11 protein-coding genes are annotated in these 16,822 nt (G+C 39.3%); 6 read left to right on the plus strand and 5 right to left on the minus strand.

Going from position 1 to position 16,822, the window contains the following annotated elements:
- Positions 1 to 96: 96 nt before the first annotated feature.
- The 3 genes from rlmB to ABXG98_RS10665 all read right to left on the minus strand — a co-directional run bounded on the left by rlmB (position 97) and on the right by ABXG98_RS10665 (position 4,096).
- Positions 97 to 858 carry a 23S rRNA (guanosine(2251)-2'-O)-methyltransferase RlmB gene (gene rlmB / locus ABXG98_RS10655; RefSeq protein ID WP_353538666.1) on the minus strand — a complete coding sequence of 254 codons (762 nt, stop codon included), beginning with the start codon at positions 856 to 858 and terminating at the stop codon, positions 97 to 99.
- Positions 859 to 897: 39 nt separating this feature from the next.
- Complete coding sequence (rnr, locus tag ABXG98_RS10660) at positions 898 to 3,339, minus strand: ribonuclease R (protein WP_353538667.1); 2,442 nt, start codon at positions 3,337 to 3,339, stop codon at positions 898 to 900.
- Between the two features lie 139 nt (positions 3,340 to 3,478).
- Complete coding sequence (locus ABXG98_RS10665; RefSeq protein WP_353538668.1) at positions 3,479 to 4,096, minus strand: tetratricopeptide repeat protein; 618 nt, start codon at positions 4,094 to 4,096, stop codon at positions 3,479 to 3,481.
- Positions 4,097 to 4,340: 244 nt separating this feature from the next.
- Here ABXG98_RS10665 and ABXG98_RS10670 point away from each other — a divergent pair, with 244 nt between their 5' ends.
- Positions 4,341 to 5,492: a cyclic di-GMP phosphodiesterase gene (locus tag ABXG98_RS10670; protein WP_353538669.1), complete on the plus strand. Its 1,152-nt coding sequence runs from the start codon at positions 4,341 to 4,343 to the stop codon at positions 5,490 to 5,492.
- Between the two features lie 59 nt (positions 5,493 to 5,551).
- On the plus strand, positions 5,552 to 6,586 hold the full coding sequence (locus tag ABXG98_RS10675) for a DUF484 family protein (RefSeq protein ID WP_353538670.1): 1,035 nt from the start codon (positions 5,552 to 5,554) through the stop codon (positions 6,584 to 6,586).
- 86 nt (positions 6,587 to 6,672) lie between these two features.
- On the opposite strand, the gene erpA is transcribed toward ABXG98_RS10675, so the two are convergent.
- Positions 6,673 to 7,026, minus strand: a complete 354-nt coding sequence (gene erpA, locus ABXG98_RS10680) for an iron-sulfur cluster insertion protein ErpA (protein WP_353538671.1) — start codon at positions 7,024 to 7,026, stop codon at positions 6,673 to 6,675.
- Positions 7,027 to 7,115: 89 nt separating this feature from the next.
- On the minus strand, positions 7,116 to 7,832 hold the full coding sequence (locus ABXG98_RS10685) for a DUF6776 family protein (protein ID WP_353538672.1): 717 nt from the start codon (positions 7,830 to 7,832) through the stop codon (positions 7,116 to 7,118).
- Between the two features lie 80 nt (positions 7,833 to 7,912).
- On the opposite strand from ABXG98_RS10685, the gene ABXG98_RS10690 reads away from it, so the two are divergent.
- The 4 genes from ABXG98_RS10690 (at position 7,913) to ABXG98_RS10705 (ending at position 16,818) form a co-directional block, all read left to right on the plus strand.
- Positions 7,913 to 9,727 (plus strand): chloride channel protein, encoded by a 1,815-nt coding sequence (locus ABXG98_RS10690; RefSeq protein WP_353538673.1) that lies wholly within the window; start codon positions 7,913 to 7,915, stop codon positions 9,725 to 9,727.
- 5 nt (positions 9,728 to 9,732) lie between these two features.
- Positions 9,733 to 10,185 carry a protoporphyrinogen oxidase HemJ gene (gene hemJ, locus ABXG98_RS10695; RefSeq protein WP_353538674.1) on the plus strand — a complete coding sequence of 151 codons (453 nt, stop codon included), beginning with the start codon at positions 9,733 to 9,735 and terminating at the stop codon, positions 10,183 to 10,185.
- Between the two features lie 159 nt (positions 10,186 to 10,344).
- Positions 10,345 to 12,825, plus strand: a complete 2,481-nt coding sequence (locus ABXG98_RS10700; protein WP_353538675.1) for an FG-GAP-like repeat-containing protein — start codon at positions 10,345 to 10,347, stop codon at positions 12,823 to 12,825.
- A gap of 48 nt (positions 12,826 to 12,873) precedes the next feature.
- Positions 12,874 to 16,818: an RHS repeat domain-containing protein gene (locus ABXG98_RS10705; protein ID WP_353538676.1), complete on the plus strand. Its 3,945-nt coding sequence runs from the start codon at positions 12,874 to 12,876 to the stop codon at positions 16,816 to 16,818.
- The last annotated feature ends 4 nt before the right edge of the window (positions 16,819 to 16,822 follow it).

Consider the following 16,822-nt stretch of genomic DNA (forward strand, 5'->3'; position numbering starts at 1 on the left):
TACCAATAGGGTATAAATATTGCCCGTGACTATAAAGTAAAATGGCTTCGTTGCAAAGCCATTCATCGACAAAAGTCAATTTCCGTTGGCTAAACGTTAGCGATTTGCTAAGCGTTGTCTCACCATTTCAAATAAACAAATGCCTGTAGCTACTGAAACATTCAAACTTGACACACTGCCAGCCATAGGCAATTTCACCAATTGATCACAATTTTCACGCGTGAGCCGGCGCATACCTTTGCCTTCAGCTCCCATTACCAAAGCCATAGGGCCCGACAATTGAACATCATACAGACATGTATCGGTTTCTCCTGCTGTGCCAATTATCCAAACGCCTTGCTGTTGGAGCTGTTTCATTGTTCGTGAGAGGTTAGTCACTTGTATTAATGGCACTGACTCAGCTGCGCCTACAGCAACTTTACGTACCGTTGCCGTTAACTTTGCCGCATTATCTTTAGGGACAATAATTGCCTGTACACCTGCAGCATCAGCATTTCTCAGACATGCTCCTAAATTATGTGGGTCGGTCACACCATCTAAAATAAGTAGAAAAGGAGGGATATCACGTTGTTCTGCTAACTTGATAATATCGTCTAAATCATTTTCTGTCAGTACTTTTCCAGGTTTCACCCGTGCAACAACACCTTGGTGCTGTTCGCCTTCGCTTTTGTCATCTAATACCCGTCTCTGCACCATTTGAGCTGGTATACCATATTTTCGGGCTAAGTTAGTAATGGGTAGAAAACGTTCATCTTCTCGTCCCTTTAATAACCACAGTTCAATAAAACGCTCAGGAGCCTTTGCTAATAACGCGTTAACTGCATGAATACCAAACACTAACTCTTCATTTTTTGCCATTTTCTTTTTTCTCTTTTATTTTTTACTCAGGGAGCATATTTACTTTGCTTTTTTTCTAGCGTTTTTTCCCGGACGTTTTTTTCGTGCACTACGCTTTTTAACTTTAGACTTCTCTTTAGTTTTCGTTTTAGTTTTGTCTTTAGTTTTAGCATTACCTTTCGCTTTATGCTGTGCTTTACTTTGTCCTGATTTTGACGTGTCGCTGTGTTTATGTTGACGCTTATTTGAGCGCTTAGTTTTACTGCTATTGGCCTGACTTTGCTCCACCATCGCCAAGTCAATTTTCTTTTCATCTAAATTGACCGCAGCCACCTTCACGGTCACAACATCGCCAACCCGATATTTAACACCCGAATTTTCACCTGTTAAACACATCCGAACATCATCATAATGATAATAATCGCTGCTTAGCGAAGTAATATGCACTAAACCTTCTATGTGTAAATCTTGCAGTCTAATAAACAAGCCAAAATTAGTAACAGTACTAATAACGCCACTGAAACTATCACCCACATGATCTTGCATAAACTCACATTTTAACCAGTCGCTGACATCCCGTGTTGCCTCATCAGCTCTTCGCTCAGTCATTGAACAATGTTCACCCAATTCAATCACTTGCTCAAGGTTATAATCATAAGCACCCACATTAGCTTCTTGTTGAGCTTGCTCTTTCGTCTGTTCAAGCAAAATACGTTTAATAACGCGATGAACAACCAAATCAGGGTAACGTCGAATAGGTGAGGTAAAATGGCTATAAGACTCCAGCGCTAAGCCAAAATGCCCTAAATTATCACTTTGATAGACGGCTTGTCGCATTGAGCGCAATAACATGGTTTGAATCAGCTCTTGATCGGGGCGATCCGCAATCTTAGTTAAAATATCACAATAGTCACTAGGCTCAGGTTCATCTCTACTAGGGATTGTTATACCTAATTCAGCCAGATAACTAACAAAATTATTATATTTGTCTTCGCTGGGCTTATCGTGAACTCGAAATAACCCTGGTTTATTGTGCTTTTCTATAAATTGAGCGGTCGCCACATTCGCCAAAATCATGCACTCTTCGATAATTTTATGGGCATCATTGCGGATAAGGGGGATCACACTTTCAATTTTTTTATCGTCATTAAATAAGAATAATGACTCTTGGGTTTCGAAGGCAATAGCCCCTCGTTTAGCTCGTGCATCGCTTAACGCTAGGTACATTGATTTTAGGTTTTCTAAATCTGGTACTAATGCTGAATATTGATTTCTAAGGTTTTCACCTGCTTCAGTGTCTTGCCCGTCAAGCATAGTTGCAACTTTGCTATAAGTAAAACGGGCATGTGAACGCATCACCGCAGGGTAAAACTGACTCTTTGATAAATGCCCTGTCGGGCTAACGGTCATTTCACATACCATACAAAGTCTATCGACATCGGGGTTTAATGAACATAAACCATTAGACAGTTTTTCCGGTAACATCGGAATAACCTGACTAGGAAAATATACAGAGTTTCCACGTGAAATTGCTTCATCGTCTAAGGCGCTGCCGTGACGAACATAATAGCTAACATCAGCAATCGCAACCCACAAACGCCAGCCACCTGACGCGTCTGGTTGGCAATACACTGCATCATCAAAATCTCGAGCATCTTCACCATCAATAGTCACTAGCGGTAAATCACGTAAATCTTTACGGGGTAATTTTGCTGATTCTTCAACTTCATCAGCTATACTAGCAACTTCGGCTTGCACGGTGTGAGGGAATTGATGCGGTAAATCATGGGCGCGCAAGGCTATTTCTATTTCCATACCCGGTGCTAAATGATCACCTAATACCTCAATTACCTCACCAATGGCATGTGAGCGTTTAGTAGGTCTTTGTACCAAGTTAACCACCACCATTTGCCCATGACGCGCCCCCAATTTTGCTTTCGGGTCAATCAGTATTTCTTGCTTTATTTTACTGTCTTCTGATACGACCGAGCACACATGGTGATCAACATAAAAACGCCCAACAATCGGTGCTTTTCTAGGTTCAATAACCTCTAAAATTTTAACTTCTTTTCGGCCTTTACGATCGGTACGATCAACTAATATAGCTTGCACCACATCACCATGAAACACTCGCTTCATTTCATGTGATGAGATATAAAAATCTTTGCCGCGCTTATCTTTAACACTTGCATCATCCGGCGAGAAAAAACCAAAACCATCTCGATGACCAAGCACAGTACCGGTTAACAAGTTACTTTTAGCTGGTATCGCATATTGCTTGAACTTATTAAAATAGAGTTGACCGCTATTTTCCATAGCGCGTAGACGACGTTTTAAACCCACCAACAAATGCTCTTCTTGGTAGTTTAGCGTTTTAACTAGGGTGTTAAAGGTAGGGGGAGGAGCGCATTTTTCGATAATCGAAAGTAATAGCTCACGAGAAGCAACGGGCTTTTCATATTTTTTAGCTTCACGTTTAGCGTGAGGATCGTTTAGGGTCACAATAATTGGGTACTTGTTATAAGTTGAAAAAATAAATTATGTCTGAACCCGTCGAAACCGAGTTCAATCATGCTATTGCAAGTATATCACAAACTTATTAGACCATAGTTAGAAAGTTAACTGCCGTGTCGTACTGCCCCTAATTAGTGTAGTCACTTTTTTTAGCTGCATTCACAACCTTTGCTGGCATTTTTTTCGCTAATTGCTGCTTTAACTGATTAATTTTTTTATGGGTGCTTTTATTATCTGTGATGGCATGATGGAGCTGTGAATATAGTGCAGGGTAGTCCAGAGGACTGCCATGCCCCTGTTGATATAGTGTTGCTAAGCGCATTTGAGCGGCAAGATTATTCATAGCAGCGGCAGCTTTTAGAAACACGATAGCTTGCGCTATGTCCACTTGGACAAACTTGCCAATATGATAATAACGCCCCATTTGTTCAAGACCTTCAATTAAGCCCTGATCAGCTGCTAAACGCATATAGTGTAACCCTAAGGCAATATCTTTTTTTACACAGACACCGTAAGCTAACATATCGCCCCACAAAAATTGATAAGACGGCATTTTAGCCTTTATTGCGCGCGCTTCAATATCTTGCACTAGTTGGCAATCATCTATAACAACCTGGCTTAAATGTTTGTTTTCTTTAATTAAGTTAAGCAACTGATTGTCTGTGTATATTTGCACTGCGGTTAAATTTTGTCCTTGCACAGACGAGATAAAACCAACAAACATGAAAAGTATTAACGTACGCATAAATATTCCAATATAAAAATTGCTGCTTGTAATCATTGATATATTACTGCTATCGGCAGTAAATGATAAAACTGAATACTTGTAGGCTTAATTAAGCAATTAAGAGGCCAGTTTACTGTCAAACTCACAGTTTTATAATCACATTTCATTGTGTAATTTTAATAATATGACTAGTATCAATATAGGGTTAACACCTAAATAGTGCCTTGGTTTTTTTGTCATATATTACATGGTCATCAATTCAATGATTATAGAAAAGCAACTTTGTGAATTAAAAGTAGGTCATTACGTGACTGATATTGCCAAACAAGACGGTGACTTTGTATTAAGTGCTCCAGGGCATATTAAGAGTAATAAGGTCATTAGCAAACTAAAAAACAAACAGGTTACTTCTGTTTTTATCGATACTAGTAAAACCCTAGAACAAATAAAGCTTAACAAAACTAAAGCAGAGATTGCCGCAGAAGTAAAACAAGCAAAAGCCATTTTTCATCAATCAAAAAATGTTCAAAAAGATTTATTTTCTAAGGCTTTAAGTGGCGCTACTATTGATTTAACACCGGTAGTAGAGGTAACCAACCAAACCGTTGATGCTATATTTAATAGCCCTGACTCCTTAGCCTGCATGGTCAATATTCGAAAAAAAGATGAATATTTACTCGAACATTCGGTTGCCGTATCTGTGTACATAACCATTTTCGCACACTTTTTAAAAATGAGTAAGCAGGTAGTGCAACACCTTAGCGTTGGCGCTTTTTTGCATGATATAGGTAAAATCAAAATTCCGGACGAAATACTCAATAAGCCAGGAAAACTCACTGATGAAGAGTTTACTATTATGAAAACTCATGCAAATCACTCTATTGATATTATTAAAAAAACACCAGGCATTAGTAAACTAAGCTTAGAAGTGGCGGCATTACATCATGAAAAACTTAATGGTGAAGGTTACCCTTTTCAAATTAAAGGCAAGGACATCCATAAATATGGCCGCATGATTGCCATTTGTGATATTTTTGATGCCTTAACGGCAAATCGTTGTTACAAAGAAGGATTCCCTCATAATAAAGCATTCTCAATTTTACGAGAACTGGCAAAAAATAATCATTTAGATGCCAAGCTTGTTGACCAGTTCATTCAGTGTCTTGGCGTTTTTCCTATTGGTTCATTGGTGCAGTTAGAGTCTAAAAAACTGGCGGTGGTAGAACAACGTAATAATGAGGATCCTACTAACCCACAAGTCCGTTCCTTCTATAGCGTTAAACTTAATCAGTATCTCAATACCCAAGATGTTGATTTATCTGAAACTGACGACTTTATTGTTAAAGCAGTCAGAGCTGAAGAATTCGATCTTGATATGAATGCAATTATTGAAATGTTATTAACGGAAGGTTAGTATTTGTTAACTGGAATAAAAACCAACCGCCCCTAATTCACTAGCAGGTGTTTCTTCTTATGTCTGAATACACAATAGAATTAGAAAACAAATTAGCTACGCTCATTGAAAACTCTCGCGCCAATGCTGATATCACCGAAAAACTTTTTGAAATTGAAACGCAAATTTTACGTTGTAAAACCAGTCAAGAATTACTGCAACAACTGCTAACCTTAATTAAAGATAAATTTAACTTATCTGGCATATATTTATTATTAGCAGATCCGACCCCGATCAGTTATTTGCTTAGCGGTAATATGCAATCAAACTGGCATTCTAGACATAGCAAAAATATCGCCTTTACATTATTGCAACAACTTCACCCCAACAGAAAACCCTTACTAACTAATACTATTGCAGATATTAGCAGCATACTGCCAAAAAATTTAATTGAGCACACACAGTCAGCAGCCTTTGTGCCTTTAGTGATTGAAGATAAGCTTTTTGGCAGTTTGCTATTTACCGATAACAATAAAAACCGCTTTCAACCCGACTTAGGTACCCTACATTTAGAGCAGCTCGCGGTGAAGGTGAGTTTATGTTTGTCTAATGCGCTGATCAGAGAACAGCTTGAATATATGGCCCATTATGATCGATTAACCGGTGTCGCTAACCGCCGTCTTATGGAAGCATCCATCAATGAAGAGCTCATTCGGCAACGACGCTATCAGGTGCCTTTTTCAGTATTGTTCATTGATTGTAATAAGTTTAAGCAAATTAACGACACTTATGGACATGATTGTGGTGATAAGGTACTCACTTATGTTGCCTCTCAACTACAAGAGCTAATTCGTGAAAACGATAAATGTTTCCGCTATGCCGGCGATGAATTTGTTATCACCTTAGCGAGCCAAACCTACCAAGAAGCTCAACTAGCCTGTAAACGCTTAACAGAATTTTTTATTAAAAACCCCATGCCCTATCAAAACTCTTACCTCCCCATCACTATTAGTTGCGGTGCTGCGGCGAGTGATGGTAACAAAACCATGGAAGAACTTTTAAAAGAAGCAGATGAACAACTATATTTACACAAAAAAGCGGAGGCTACACATTAATGCCTGTCGTCTTTAATAAAATTGAGCGCAAAAAAAACCTGCGTGATAGCAGGTTTATCAAAATAGTTTCAGTATAATCAAGATGACTACATTGAAAACGAAGACCCACAGCCACAAGTAGTGGTGGCATTAGGATTATTAACCACAAAACGACTACCTTCTAAACTTTCTAGATAATCTACTTCGCCATCAACTAAATACTGCAAACTCATAGGATCAATCACCATAATAACGCCTTGTTTTTCTATCGTCATATCACCGTCATTGATTTTTTCATCAAAAGTAAAGCCATACTGAAAACCAGAGCATCCCCCGCCCGTAACGTATACTCTAAGCTTTAACTCAGGATTCTCTTCTTCAGTAATTAACGACAACACTTTTTTTGCCGCGGCATCGGTAAATTTAATCGGTAATTCTGGGGTTTCGATAGGATCTGACATTGAACTCTACTTTACTGTATTAGGAAATATGCTTTAAATCGCGACAATTATCTTAAACCTGACTAATTTAATCAAGTATTATTACGAAATTATTCAATAGACCAAGGAATTGTTTTATTAAGCTTTTGGTATTTTTGCCATTTATTTTTGGTTAAAATCGCAGAAAACTGCACTTTTTCAGCAATAAAATTGCTTGGTAGGGTAAAACTTCCCTCAATGACTTGAAAATACTTAAAGCTGAATGAAAGCGATTTTTTGGTGGTTGAAGAAATATCGGCTAAGGATAATTGGCTTGGCTGATCCGCCAAACTACCTGTTATAACCAAATCGACAAAACCTTTAACATAACGTTTTTTTAATTTTTGTTGCACTAAGACAATTTGAAAATTGTAATGATTAGGGCTTTGACTTGGCGTTATCTTGATATTATCAATCACTAAACCATTAGCGTCTTTTTCCGGCGCCATAACTTTTTCATAAAAGGCGAGTTCTTTTTTAACCTGATAATGTGCTTGCGACATTTCCTTTAACATCGCTTGTGCGTTCTGGCTAGCAAGCTGCTCTACCGCTAATTCCACTTCTAAAGTATGAATACGTTCTACGTGATCAGCCTGTTGTTGATAAAGCTGATCAAGTCGACTTTTTTGTTGCCCTAGAGTCACTGATTGATAATTATGATAGTAATTGCCGAATCTATAACCTATAAATAAACAAAGCACGATTAAAATCATTAGAATAAGTGCCGATTTAAAGGGCCCTAAACGCTCGGTTACTACGGTAAGATTTATTTTTGCTAACCAATTCATTTGTAACGTACAATAACCTTATAATCAGTAAAAAACATCATGACACTTAACTATATATAATAAGCAACTAGTCACTAACAATGAGCTATTTTAGCACAACAAGAAAACATTTATCGTTACCTAAAACTTCATGGCAAATATGTTTACTTGCGATTGTTGGGGGGTTCGCATCGGCATTATTAGTGATCTTATTTACCCTGTTGATTGAAGAGTTGCAACAACTCTACTTAGTTGAACGCGACAACTATAACACCTTAGATGGTGTAAGTCGTTTTGATTTACCCATAATTGGCTCACTGATCATCTTATTATTTGCTTGGCTTACTGGGTATAAATACCTTAGAACCGGCATTCCTTTTGTGTTACACCGATTAAAAGTTGCTCATGGTGTAATCCCGTTTAAAAATACCTTTAATCAATTTTTTGGCAGCGCTGTTGCCCTCGCCTCTGGGTTTTCAGTAGGCCGAGAAGGCCCTGCGGTTCATTTAGGAGCCGCAGCAAGCAGCTTTATTGGCAGTATATTTAAACTCCCATATAACAGTATTCGCACTTTATGTGCATGTGGTATAGCTGCAGGCATAGCAGCAACCTTTAATACTCCCATTGCCGCTGTATTATTTGTGATGGAAGTTATTATGCGCGAATATAAAATTCATATATTTATTCCTGTGATGTTAGCGGCCTTAGTAGGTTCTTTGGTTACCCGCAGTGTTTTTGACGTCTCTCATAACTTTGAATACTTTGATAAAATAGAGCTTATTCCTCAACATTATATTCCTTTGGTAATATTAGGCATTCTGTTAGGAAGCCTCGCCGCCGCTTTTAATAAAACCTTAGTTTCAGTCATCAAACAAAGTGACAAACTTCATATTGTTCCTCGGTTGATGTTAGCCGCTATGATTACCGGTAGCCTTGGTTATCTTGTGCCTGGTGCTATGGGTGTAGGTAGCGGCGCAATTGATGTATCGCTTGCCAGTAGTTGGCATATCGGATTATTAATAAGTTTACTGTTAGCCAAATTTTTAATGACTACCTTTGCTTTAGGCTTGGGGATTCCTGGTGGTATCGTTGGCCCTATCATAGGCATTGGCGCTATTGCTGGTGGTTTGGGTGGCGCTTTAGCAATGCAATTCATTCCTGGTGAACATATAGGTAATGATTTTATTTTAATGGGCATGGCTGGCTTTATGGCTGCAACGTTAAATGCACCGCTTGCCGCTTTACTAGCCGTGGTAGAGTTATCTGGCCAATTAGAAATCATATTGCCAGCAATGATTGTGATCACAGTGGCCAGTATTATTTCTGGTCAGCTATTTAATAATCGCTCTGTTTTTATTATGCAGCTCGATGTGCAAGGTTTGGCTTATCGCAAGCCTCCCATTGAAAAAACCCTGCAAAAAGTGGGCATTTTAAGCTTAATGATCACTAAGTTTGAGTTAGTTGAACAAGCTTCTAGAGAAGCACTAGCTGGACTGATTGTCACCACTGACTCGACCATCCCTGTACTCAACAGAGCGAGCAAAAAAGTAATGCGGCATAATACAGTTACCGAGCAAGTTAGCTATTATTGGGCAGTATTTAATGAGGAGGCTCCCTTAGCGACTAACCCACAATCAAAAACGCCTAATATTGAATCATCAAACTACCAAATTACTGAAAAATTAAAGGTGCATAAATTGATACCTTTATCTCATCAAGCAACGTTAGCCGAAGCCTATCTTGCACTGGTTAATGATCGTTGCGGTGGTGTGTATATCTATCAAAATAGTATTGATGATATTATTGGCATTGTTACTTTTGAGCAAATAAGACAATACCTAGTCACGGGTAAACTGATCAAGAATGTCATACCCACACAAGCATTAGCGAGAGCATGCGTAGTTGAAGGAAAATAAAATTAATGAATGACTTTTTAATGAATAATATTTTGTGGTTTAAAGCCTTCCACGTGATTTTTATGGTTGCTTGGTTTGCCGGTATTTTTTATCTACCACGTTTATTTGTTAACCATGCCGAAACACAATCTGACAAAGTTGCTCAACAATTAAAAGGCATGGAAAAACGCTTACTGTACTTTATAACACCGTTTGCAGTGTTTACTGTTGTCTTAGGTTTATTACTTATTTATACCTATGGCAATGATTGGTTTATTGCCGCCAAATGGCTGCATATTAAAGTGACTTTAGTTATTTTATTACTGTTTTATCATGGCTACTGTTTTAAATTGGTAAAGGTATTCCAACAAGACAACAATACACGCTCAGGTAAATTTTATCGCATCTTCAATGAAATCCCTGTGTTTATATTATTTATTGTTATTATTTTAGCATATGTGAAGCCAGTATTTAGCTAATGTGCCGAGACCTTTGAAAACACATGGTTCTTGCTACCCTACTCTAAAAAGCATTTTAAAATAACTAAGTACTGAAGATAGAATAGAGTATTGTTTTTTATACATAGTTAGTTATAATTCGCGCAAATATAATATCTTTACACATTAAAAGGACTTAAAATGCTAAAAGCAGTGATTGCTTGCGCCTTTATCAGCACAGTTTTATTATCCCTCTTTGTATCATCAACTGAATATCAAACAAATGAAGTTGGCTTTTCCAGTGGCCAGTTGCAAGTCTCTGAAAGTGGCGCAGCCCAATACCATGTACCAATATCCTTACCTTCTGGTGTTGCAGGTGTTAAACCTCAAGTCGCGCTCTCTTACAATAGCCAAGGCGGTGACGGTAGCCTTGGTGTGGGTTGGAGTCTTTCAGCAGGCTCTGCCATTGTGCGATGTGGACAAAACTTTGTTAACGATGGTAAAAATTTAGGTGTAGATTATTCTACAGAAGATAGATTTTGTTATGGCGGACAACGCCTAATCCCCAATAATAGCCAAAGCAATTACTATACACCTGGAACAAGCTACCATACTGAAATTGATAATTTTTCAATTATCACAGGTGTTGGTGGCTCTACCTCGACTGGCCCTCAGTACTTCACTGTTGAAACAAAATCAGGTGAAACCCATTACTTTGGTAACTCTGGTCACCCAAATTCCGCTGATGCGTTTGTACAAACACAGCAAAATGCTGCTATCGCAAGGTACTGGTCGATAAAAGCCATTGAAGATGTAAAAAATAACATTATTCTATTTAACTACACGGAAGATGTAACCAAAGGGCGCCATCAATTAAGTCAAATCACTTATGGCGGTTATCGCACTAACAGTGTTAGCCAAGTGATCAATAACAGCCATTCGGTTAATTTTCATTATGCTAATAACCCAACTTTTGATAATAAAACAGGTTACATTGCAGGTAATTTAGTGGGCAGTGACGTTCACTTATCACGTATTGAAGTAAAGCAAGATAATGACGTCTACCGTAATTACCATTTAACCTATGAGCTACCCGCACACGTTGAAGACAAAAAATACTTAACCGCAATTCAAGAATGTTTAGATGGCACCACATCGCACTGTTTAGCACCAATGAAGTTTGATTGGCAAAAACAAACATCTAGTTCAACTTTTGAACTTGTGAATACTTCGCCATCAACGCATGGCAGTTCTTACATGAGAGAAGGCGGCAGTTTTGTTGACTTGACCGGTGATGGAAAACCTGAACTTATTTACCCCAACAATTATAGTGGCTGGTCAATTTATGGCGCAGATGCAAACGGCAACTATTCAACTGTTGAGGTTGCAAATAGCCATACATCAAATAGTAAAATGCAACACAGCCGAGTTATTGACTACAATGGTGATGGACGCAATGATTTTTTGTTCATTCGTAGTAATAACCAATGGGCAGTTATTACGGCTAAGGCTGGTATAATATCCGATGCCTGTAATCAAATGGGTAGCCAACAACTTTGTACAAATCAAACACAAACTTTTACCTTTGAAACGGTTGATTTAAATCTTGATTCGTATAACAAAGAAAAATCAATGATTATGGACATTGAGGGTGATGGCTTTCACGATATTGTCTTTTCAAAATACAACACAATTAAATACCACAAAAATTTAGGTGGCACTAATGGCTTTGCTGCTGAGCAAACCTTAACGATTTCATCAACTACCTCACTAAACTCTGCATCACTTTCACTCTTAGATAAAGCAACATCTGTCGATATCAATGGTGATGGTATTCCTGATTTAGTGATTGATACATGGAGTGGCGGAACGACTAAAATTATATTGGTTGGCACTGGCACTGGTTTCGAAGAATATGCCTCTTTTAGCTCTCGTGGCGGAAGCGAACTCTATGGTTTTACCCCCGTTGACTTTAATGGTGATGGCCTAACAGACTTTGCTTATATCTATAACAATAAATGGCATTATCGCTTATCAACGGGCACAGGGTTAACAGAGCAAGTACAGCTCAAAATTGCTCCTTCAATGGGGAGTACGCCATCAATTGACATCAACGGTGATTATGCTGACTTTTATAATCAACACCGCTTTGCTGATATCAATGGCGATGGTAAGACAGACGTTATTGCCTATCGTGAGCAATACCCTCAAAGCTACTATGATTATTCTATTTCTTATATTGATACCAATGGTCAAGTGCAGTTTGTTCAACGCGGTACTCAGCAGTTGGCATTTAGAGGTAACTTGAGCTTTGCTGATATTAATGGTGATGGCACCTTAGATATAATGTCTAGGCAAAACGCTGGTGATGCATGGGAGAAGTACGACGCTTTACCAAACAAAACGCCATTTGCGGTGATCACAGGCGTTAACAATGGTTTTGCCCCCAAAACAACCCTAGATTATGCGTTAATCAATGACCCAAGTGTTGCTATTTCAACACCATCAACAAATAACACCAGTGCAGACTACGCTGATATAACTTCAGGTGTTTATGTGGTTCGTCAAGTAGAAACCGAAAACTCTGCAACCAGCAATACCACCAATAAAGTATCTTATGCATACGGCGGCGCACTGGTACATAAAAAAGGACGTGGCTTTTTAGGGTTTGAAGTACTGTAAACTAATAGCCCTCAAAATAAGGTAACAACACAAACGCGTTATCACCAAGTGTTCCCTCTGGCCGGAAAACCCAAAGAAACATTACAATTCTATAAAAATAACTACCTGTTAGCGCACACAACCAACAGTTACGATGTGCTAACATCAGCCAATAGCGGCGTTTTCCCTTATGTTAGCACTACTGAGGCATACCAATGGTCTGTTGATTTACATACGGGTACACCTATCCAATATGAATTAACTAAGTCACTTGCAACCCAGACATTTGATGATTGGGGAAACCTCACGTCAAGCAATATAACCTTATCAGCTCACAATGGCAGCAATGCTGCTACAACCGATACAAACAATACATACTCGCCAAGCGGTTTTGATGCCGTCATGGCAAAACGTTTGGGTCGTATTAGTCAGGCAGTGGTAACTAAAACGCGTAATGGTCAATCAACGAGCAGAGCCTCCTCTTATAGCTATTACAGTGATGGATTACTACAATCCTCTTCTATTAATGGCCTAACGACAACAACACAGTATGATAATCACGGCAATAAAACCCTAGTAAGTAAAACAGGGGCGGTTGATGCTTTTGGTACAATGCAAACGCGCAGCGCTGAAATTGGCTATTCAAGCAACGGGCGATATGCTCTATGGAAAGAAAACGCCCTAGGCGAAAGAGTGAACTACACCTACAACGGTTATTCTGGTGATTCAGTGACCGGGCGAATTTGGCAAATGAAAACAACAGATGCCAATAGCTTATCCTCAACAACACATTTTGGCTATGCGGGTGAAACCGTTAAAATTGCCCATTCAGATGGCAATGAGAGTTTGCTAAGTCGAGAATTTTGCTCAACCACCTATTGTGAAAATACACAAGCTTATTACGTTGAAATAATCGATGCACCCGGAAAACCCTCCTCAAAAGCATTTTATAATCACTTCGGCCAAAAAATCGAAAAACGCACCAAAGGCTTTGACGGTCGTTGGGTTGTGGTTAAGACAGAATTTGATGACTTTAGCAGGCCGGCGCGTGTATCTCAGCCTCACTTTGATGGCAGTACACCCTATTATAGTGAGCAAACCTATGATGATTTAGGTCGTGTTGTTAACGAAAAAACACCAGATGTTAATAATAGCTTCTCTGAGATATCTCGCCAATATAAAGGGCTAACAACGGTCATTACAGACCCGCGCAACAATCAACACACTGAATTGAGAGCCCCTGATGGCAAACTTGAGCAAAAAACCAATCTAAGCGGCGCTGGTCACCAACAAACTATCGATTATAGTTACAACCCCTATGGGCAGTTAACACAAGCGACAACCTCTGATTCCTCAATGCCAGGTAAGCAATCGGTCATCGTGAATGGTTATGACAGTTATGGTCAAAAAATTTCCATGGATGACCCCGACAAAGGCGCATGGACTTTTGATTATAACGCCTTTGGTGAGCAAATTTCAGTGTTAAATGCTAACAACCAAACATTGACTAACAGCTATGATATTTTAGGTCGCGTAATACATCGAACCGATGCTGATGGCGAAACTTGCTGGAACTACGGCTCAGTTGCTGATGCCGGTATTAAGGCCGTTGGCAAACTAAAATCAGTGAGCCAAGGCACTGGAAACACTTGTAGCACACCAACGTATTCAGAACATTATTACTTTGATAGCCTAGGCCGTTTATCTCAAACCGACACCTTAAATCAGGGGGTTAATTTTACATCGAGCTTAACCTATGACCAATATAGCCGTGTGCAAGAAGTTAACTACCCTACTGGCTTTCAAGCATTTTCTATTATCAATGAATACAATGCCAATCACTACCCTTATAAACAAACCAATGGCCGAACGAATGCGCTTTTAAAAGAAGTGAAGGCAACGGATGCTTATGGCAATGTGACCGATGAGCGTTTTGGTAATGGCACAGAAACAACGCGAATTTTCAGAGCTGAAACCGGACATATTAGTAGCCTTAGTTTAACTGATGGTGCCAATAATAGCCTGCATCAAATTTCTTATGATGGTTTTGATAAATCAGGCAATTTAACCAATAGGTCGACCACTTATGGCAACGTAGCTAGCTCAAGTTATAGTGAAGTGTTTACCTATGATAGATTAAACAGACTAACCAACCGCAGTTTTAGTGGGCAATTACCAAGCCAGCCGGCTTTAGCAACAAACTTTAGTTATACCTATGATGGCTTTGGTAACTTTACCGATAAAGCCGGTGATAGTAGTTATGAATACAGTAATTCAGCAAAACCCAATCGATTAACCCGTTGGGATGGACAAACCTTAAGCTATGACGACAATGGTAACGTGTTAACTGATGGCGACCGTACCTTCACTTATACTGCGTTTGATAAAGCCAGTAATATTAGCAACACGGCGGGACATTCAACCAGTTACCAATATGGTCATAAACGTCAAGTTATTTACCGCACTGACCATGTTCAAGAAGAGAATAAATGGCTGACTAAATCAACCCACTATGTTGGCGGTAGCTATCAACGTGTTAATACCCATTATGATGATGGCAGCCAAGCAGATAAAGTTGAACATCACTATTTTGTTGGTGGTATAAAAGTCACGCAATATGAAGCAACTAACACTGAGCGAACCACATACCTACATCAAGATTTTCAAGGGTCAACTATCACAGTAACCGATGACAATGCGACGGTGTTAAAACAATACATTTATACCCCTTTTGGTGAACAAAAAGTCATCTCGGGTGGATTACTCGCCAGTAACATGGCACGTGGCTATACTGGCCATGAAATGGTAAACCACCTCAATATTATTCAAATGGGTGGTCGCATCTATGACGCTAAAATGGGACGATTCTTACAAGCAGATATTGCTGTTCAAGCACCGAACAACACCCAAAGTTTTAACCGTTACAGTTATGTGATGAATAACCCGATGAGCTATACTGACCCCAGTGGTTATTTTTTCTCAAAAGTGGCTAGAATTGCAGGAAAAATTGCAAAAGGCTCAGGTAAAGCGTTTCGACAGGCTGCGCAGTTCGGGAAAAAAGTATTTACTGATATTGCGGAAATTCCAATTTTGAATGCTGCGTTACAGTTTGCTGCTTGTGCCTATGGTGGGCCTGCAGGATGTGCCGCATATGCTGCCATTTCGACTTATGCTGTTACTGGCAGTTTAAAAGGCGCGATTATTGGTGCGATCACTGCAGGTATAGGAGGAAGTCAAGGATTCTTGACTGCAGGATTGATAGGTGGTCTTGCAAGTAAAGCACAAGGCGGTAATTTTGGTCATGGATTCTGGGCTGCTGGCTTAGGTGCTGCACTAGGAGGACAAATTAAACTAGGCAATGCGTATGTCAATGTTATCGCTTCTGCTGTTGTCGGAGGAACAATTTCGAAACTGACGGGCGGGAAATTTGCTAATGGCGCGCAAACATGGGCATTTAGTGCTGCTTTGGCGCAGGATTGGGGTAAAGCAACACCTTTGAAAGAAGAGAGCCCAGAGTGGGAAGCGAGAGAAGAGGCATATCATCAGGATGAGACTGCCCAAGATTTGGCAATGTTGGTTGATGGGAAAGGTTTGTTGGCATCGAATTGGCCTTCATTTCCACAAGAGATAGTAAACTTTTCTGCAGGCTTAGGAGATGCGTTGTTATTTGGATATGGAGATGAATTAAGAGGTATGCTTGATATAACAAGTGTAAATATTAATTCGGATGCATATTCTTATGGGGAATACTCTAGTTATGCATTAGGTGGAGCAAGATTAAGTTATTCTGGACTTATTAAAGGGTATTCATATTTGGCCCCGTCAGGCTTGGCCGCTTCAGCATTTAGAAGTAATATGAAATCATTGTTTAGGTTTGGTACTGGTAAAAATTGGCGACCTGTAGATTTGTCCAAATATCCTACAGATGCCTTGCTTAGATCAGCAGCAGGTAGAAGTAATGTGGGCGTTAATGCATATGCTGTTGGTGTGGTAACACAACCGGGTGATTGGTAGGAAA

The sequence above is a fragment of the Colwellia sp. KU-HH00111 genome, from assembly GCF_040362745.1.
Lineage (GTDB): Bacteria > Pseudomonadota > Gammaproteobacteria > Enterobacterales > Alteromonadaceae > Colwellia.

Coding starts and splice junctions, on each gene's coding strand:
- ABXG98_RS10665 (WP_353538668.1), bottom strand. CDS start 4,096: ATGCGTACGTTAATACTTTTCATGTTTGTTGGTTTTATCTCGTCTGTG.
- rlmB (WP_353538666.1), bottom strand. CDS start 858: ATGGCAAAAAATGAAGAGTTAGTGTTTGGTATTCATGCAGTTAACGCG.
- ABXG98_RS10685 (WP_353538672.1), bottom strand. CDS start 7,832: ATGAATTGGTTAGCAAAAATAAATCTTACCGTAGTAACCGAGCGTTTA.
- ABXG98_RS10700 (WP_353538675.1), top strand. CDS start 10,345: ATGCTAAAAGCAGTGATTGCTTGCGCCTTTATCAGCACAGTTTTATTA.
- hemJ (WP_353538674.1), top strand. CDS start 9,733: ATGAATGACTTTTTAATGAATAATATTTTGTGGTTTAAAGCCTTCCAC.
- erpA (WP_353538671.1), bottom strand. CDS start 7,026: ATGTCAGATCCTATCGAAACCCCAGAATTACCGATTAAATTTACCGAT.
- ABXG98_RS10670 (WP_353538669.1), top strand. CDS start 4,341: ATGATTATAGAAAAGCAACTTTGTGAATTAAAAGTAGGTCATTACGTG.
- ABXG98_RS10675 (WP_353538670.1), top strand. CDS start 5,552: ATGTCTGAATACACAATAGAATTAGAAAACAAATTAGCTACGCTCATT.
- ABXG98_RS10690 (WP_353538673.1), top strand. CDS start 7,913: ATGAGCTATTTTAGCACAACAAGAAAACATTTATCGTTACCTAAAACT.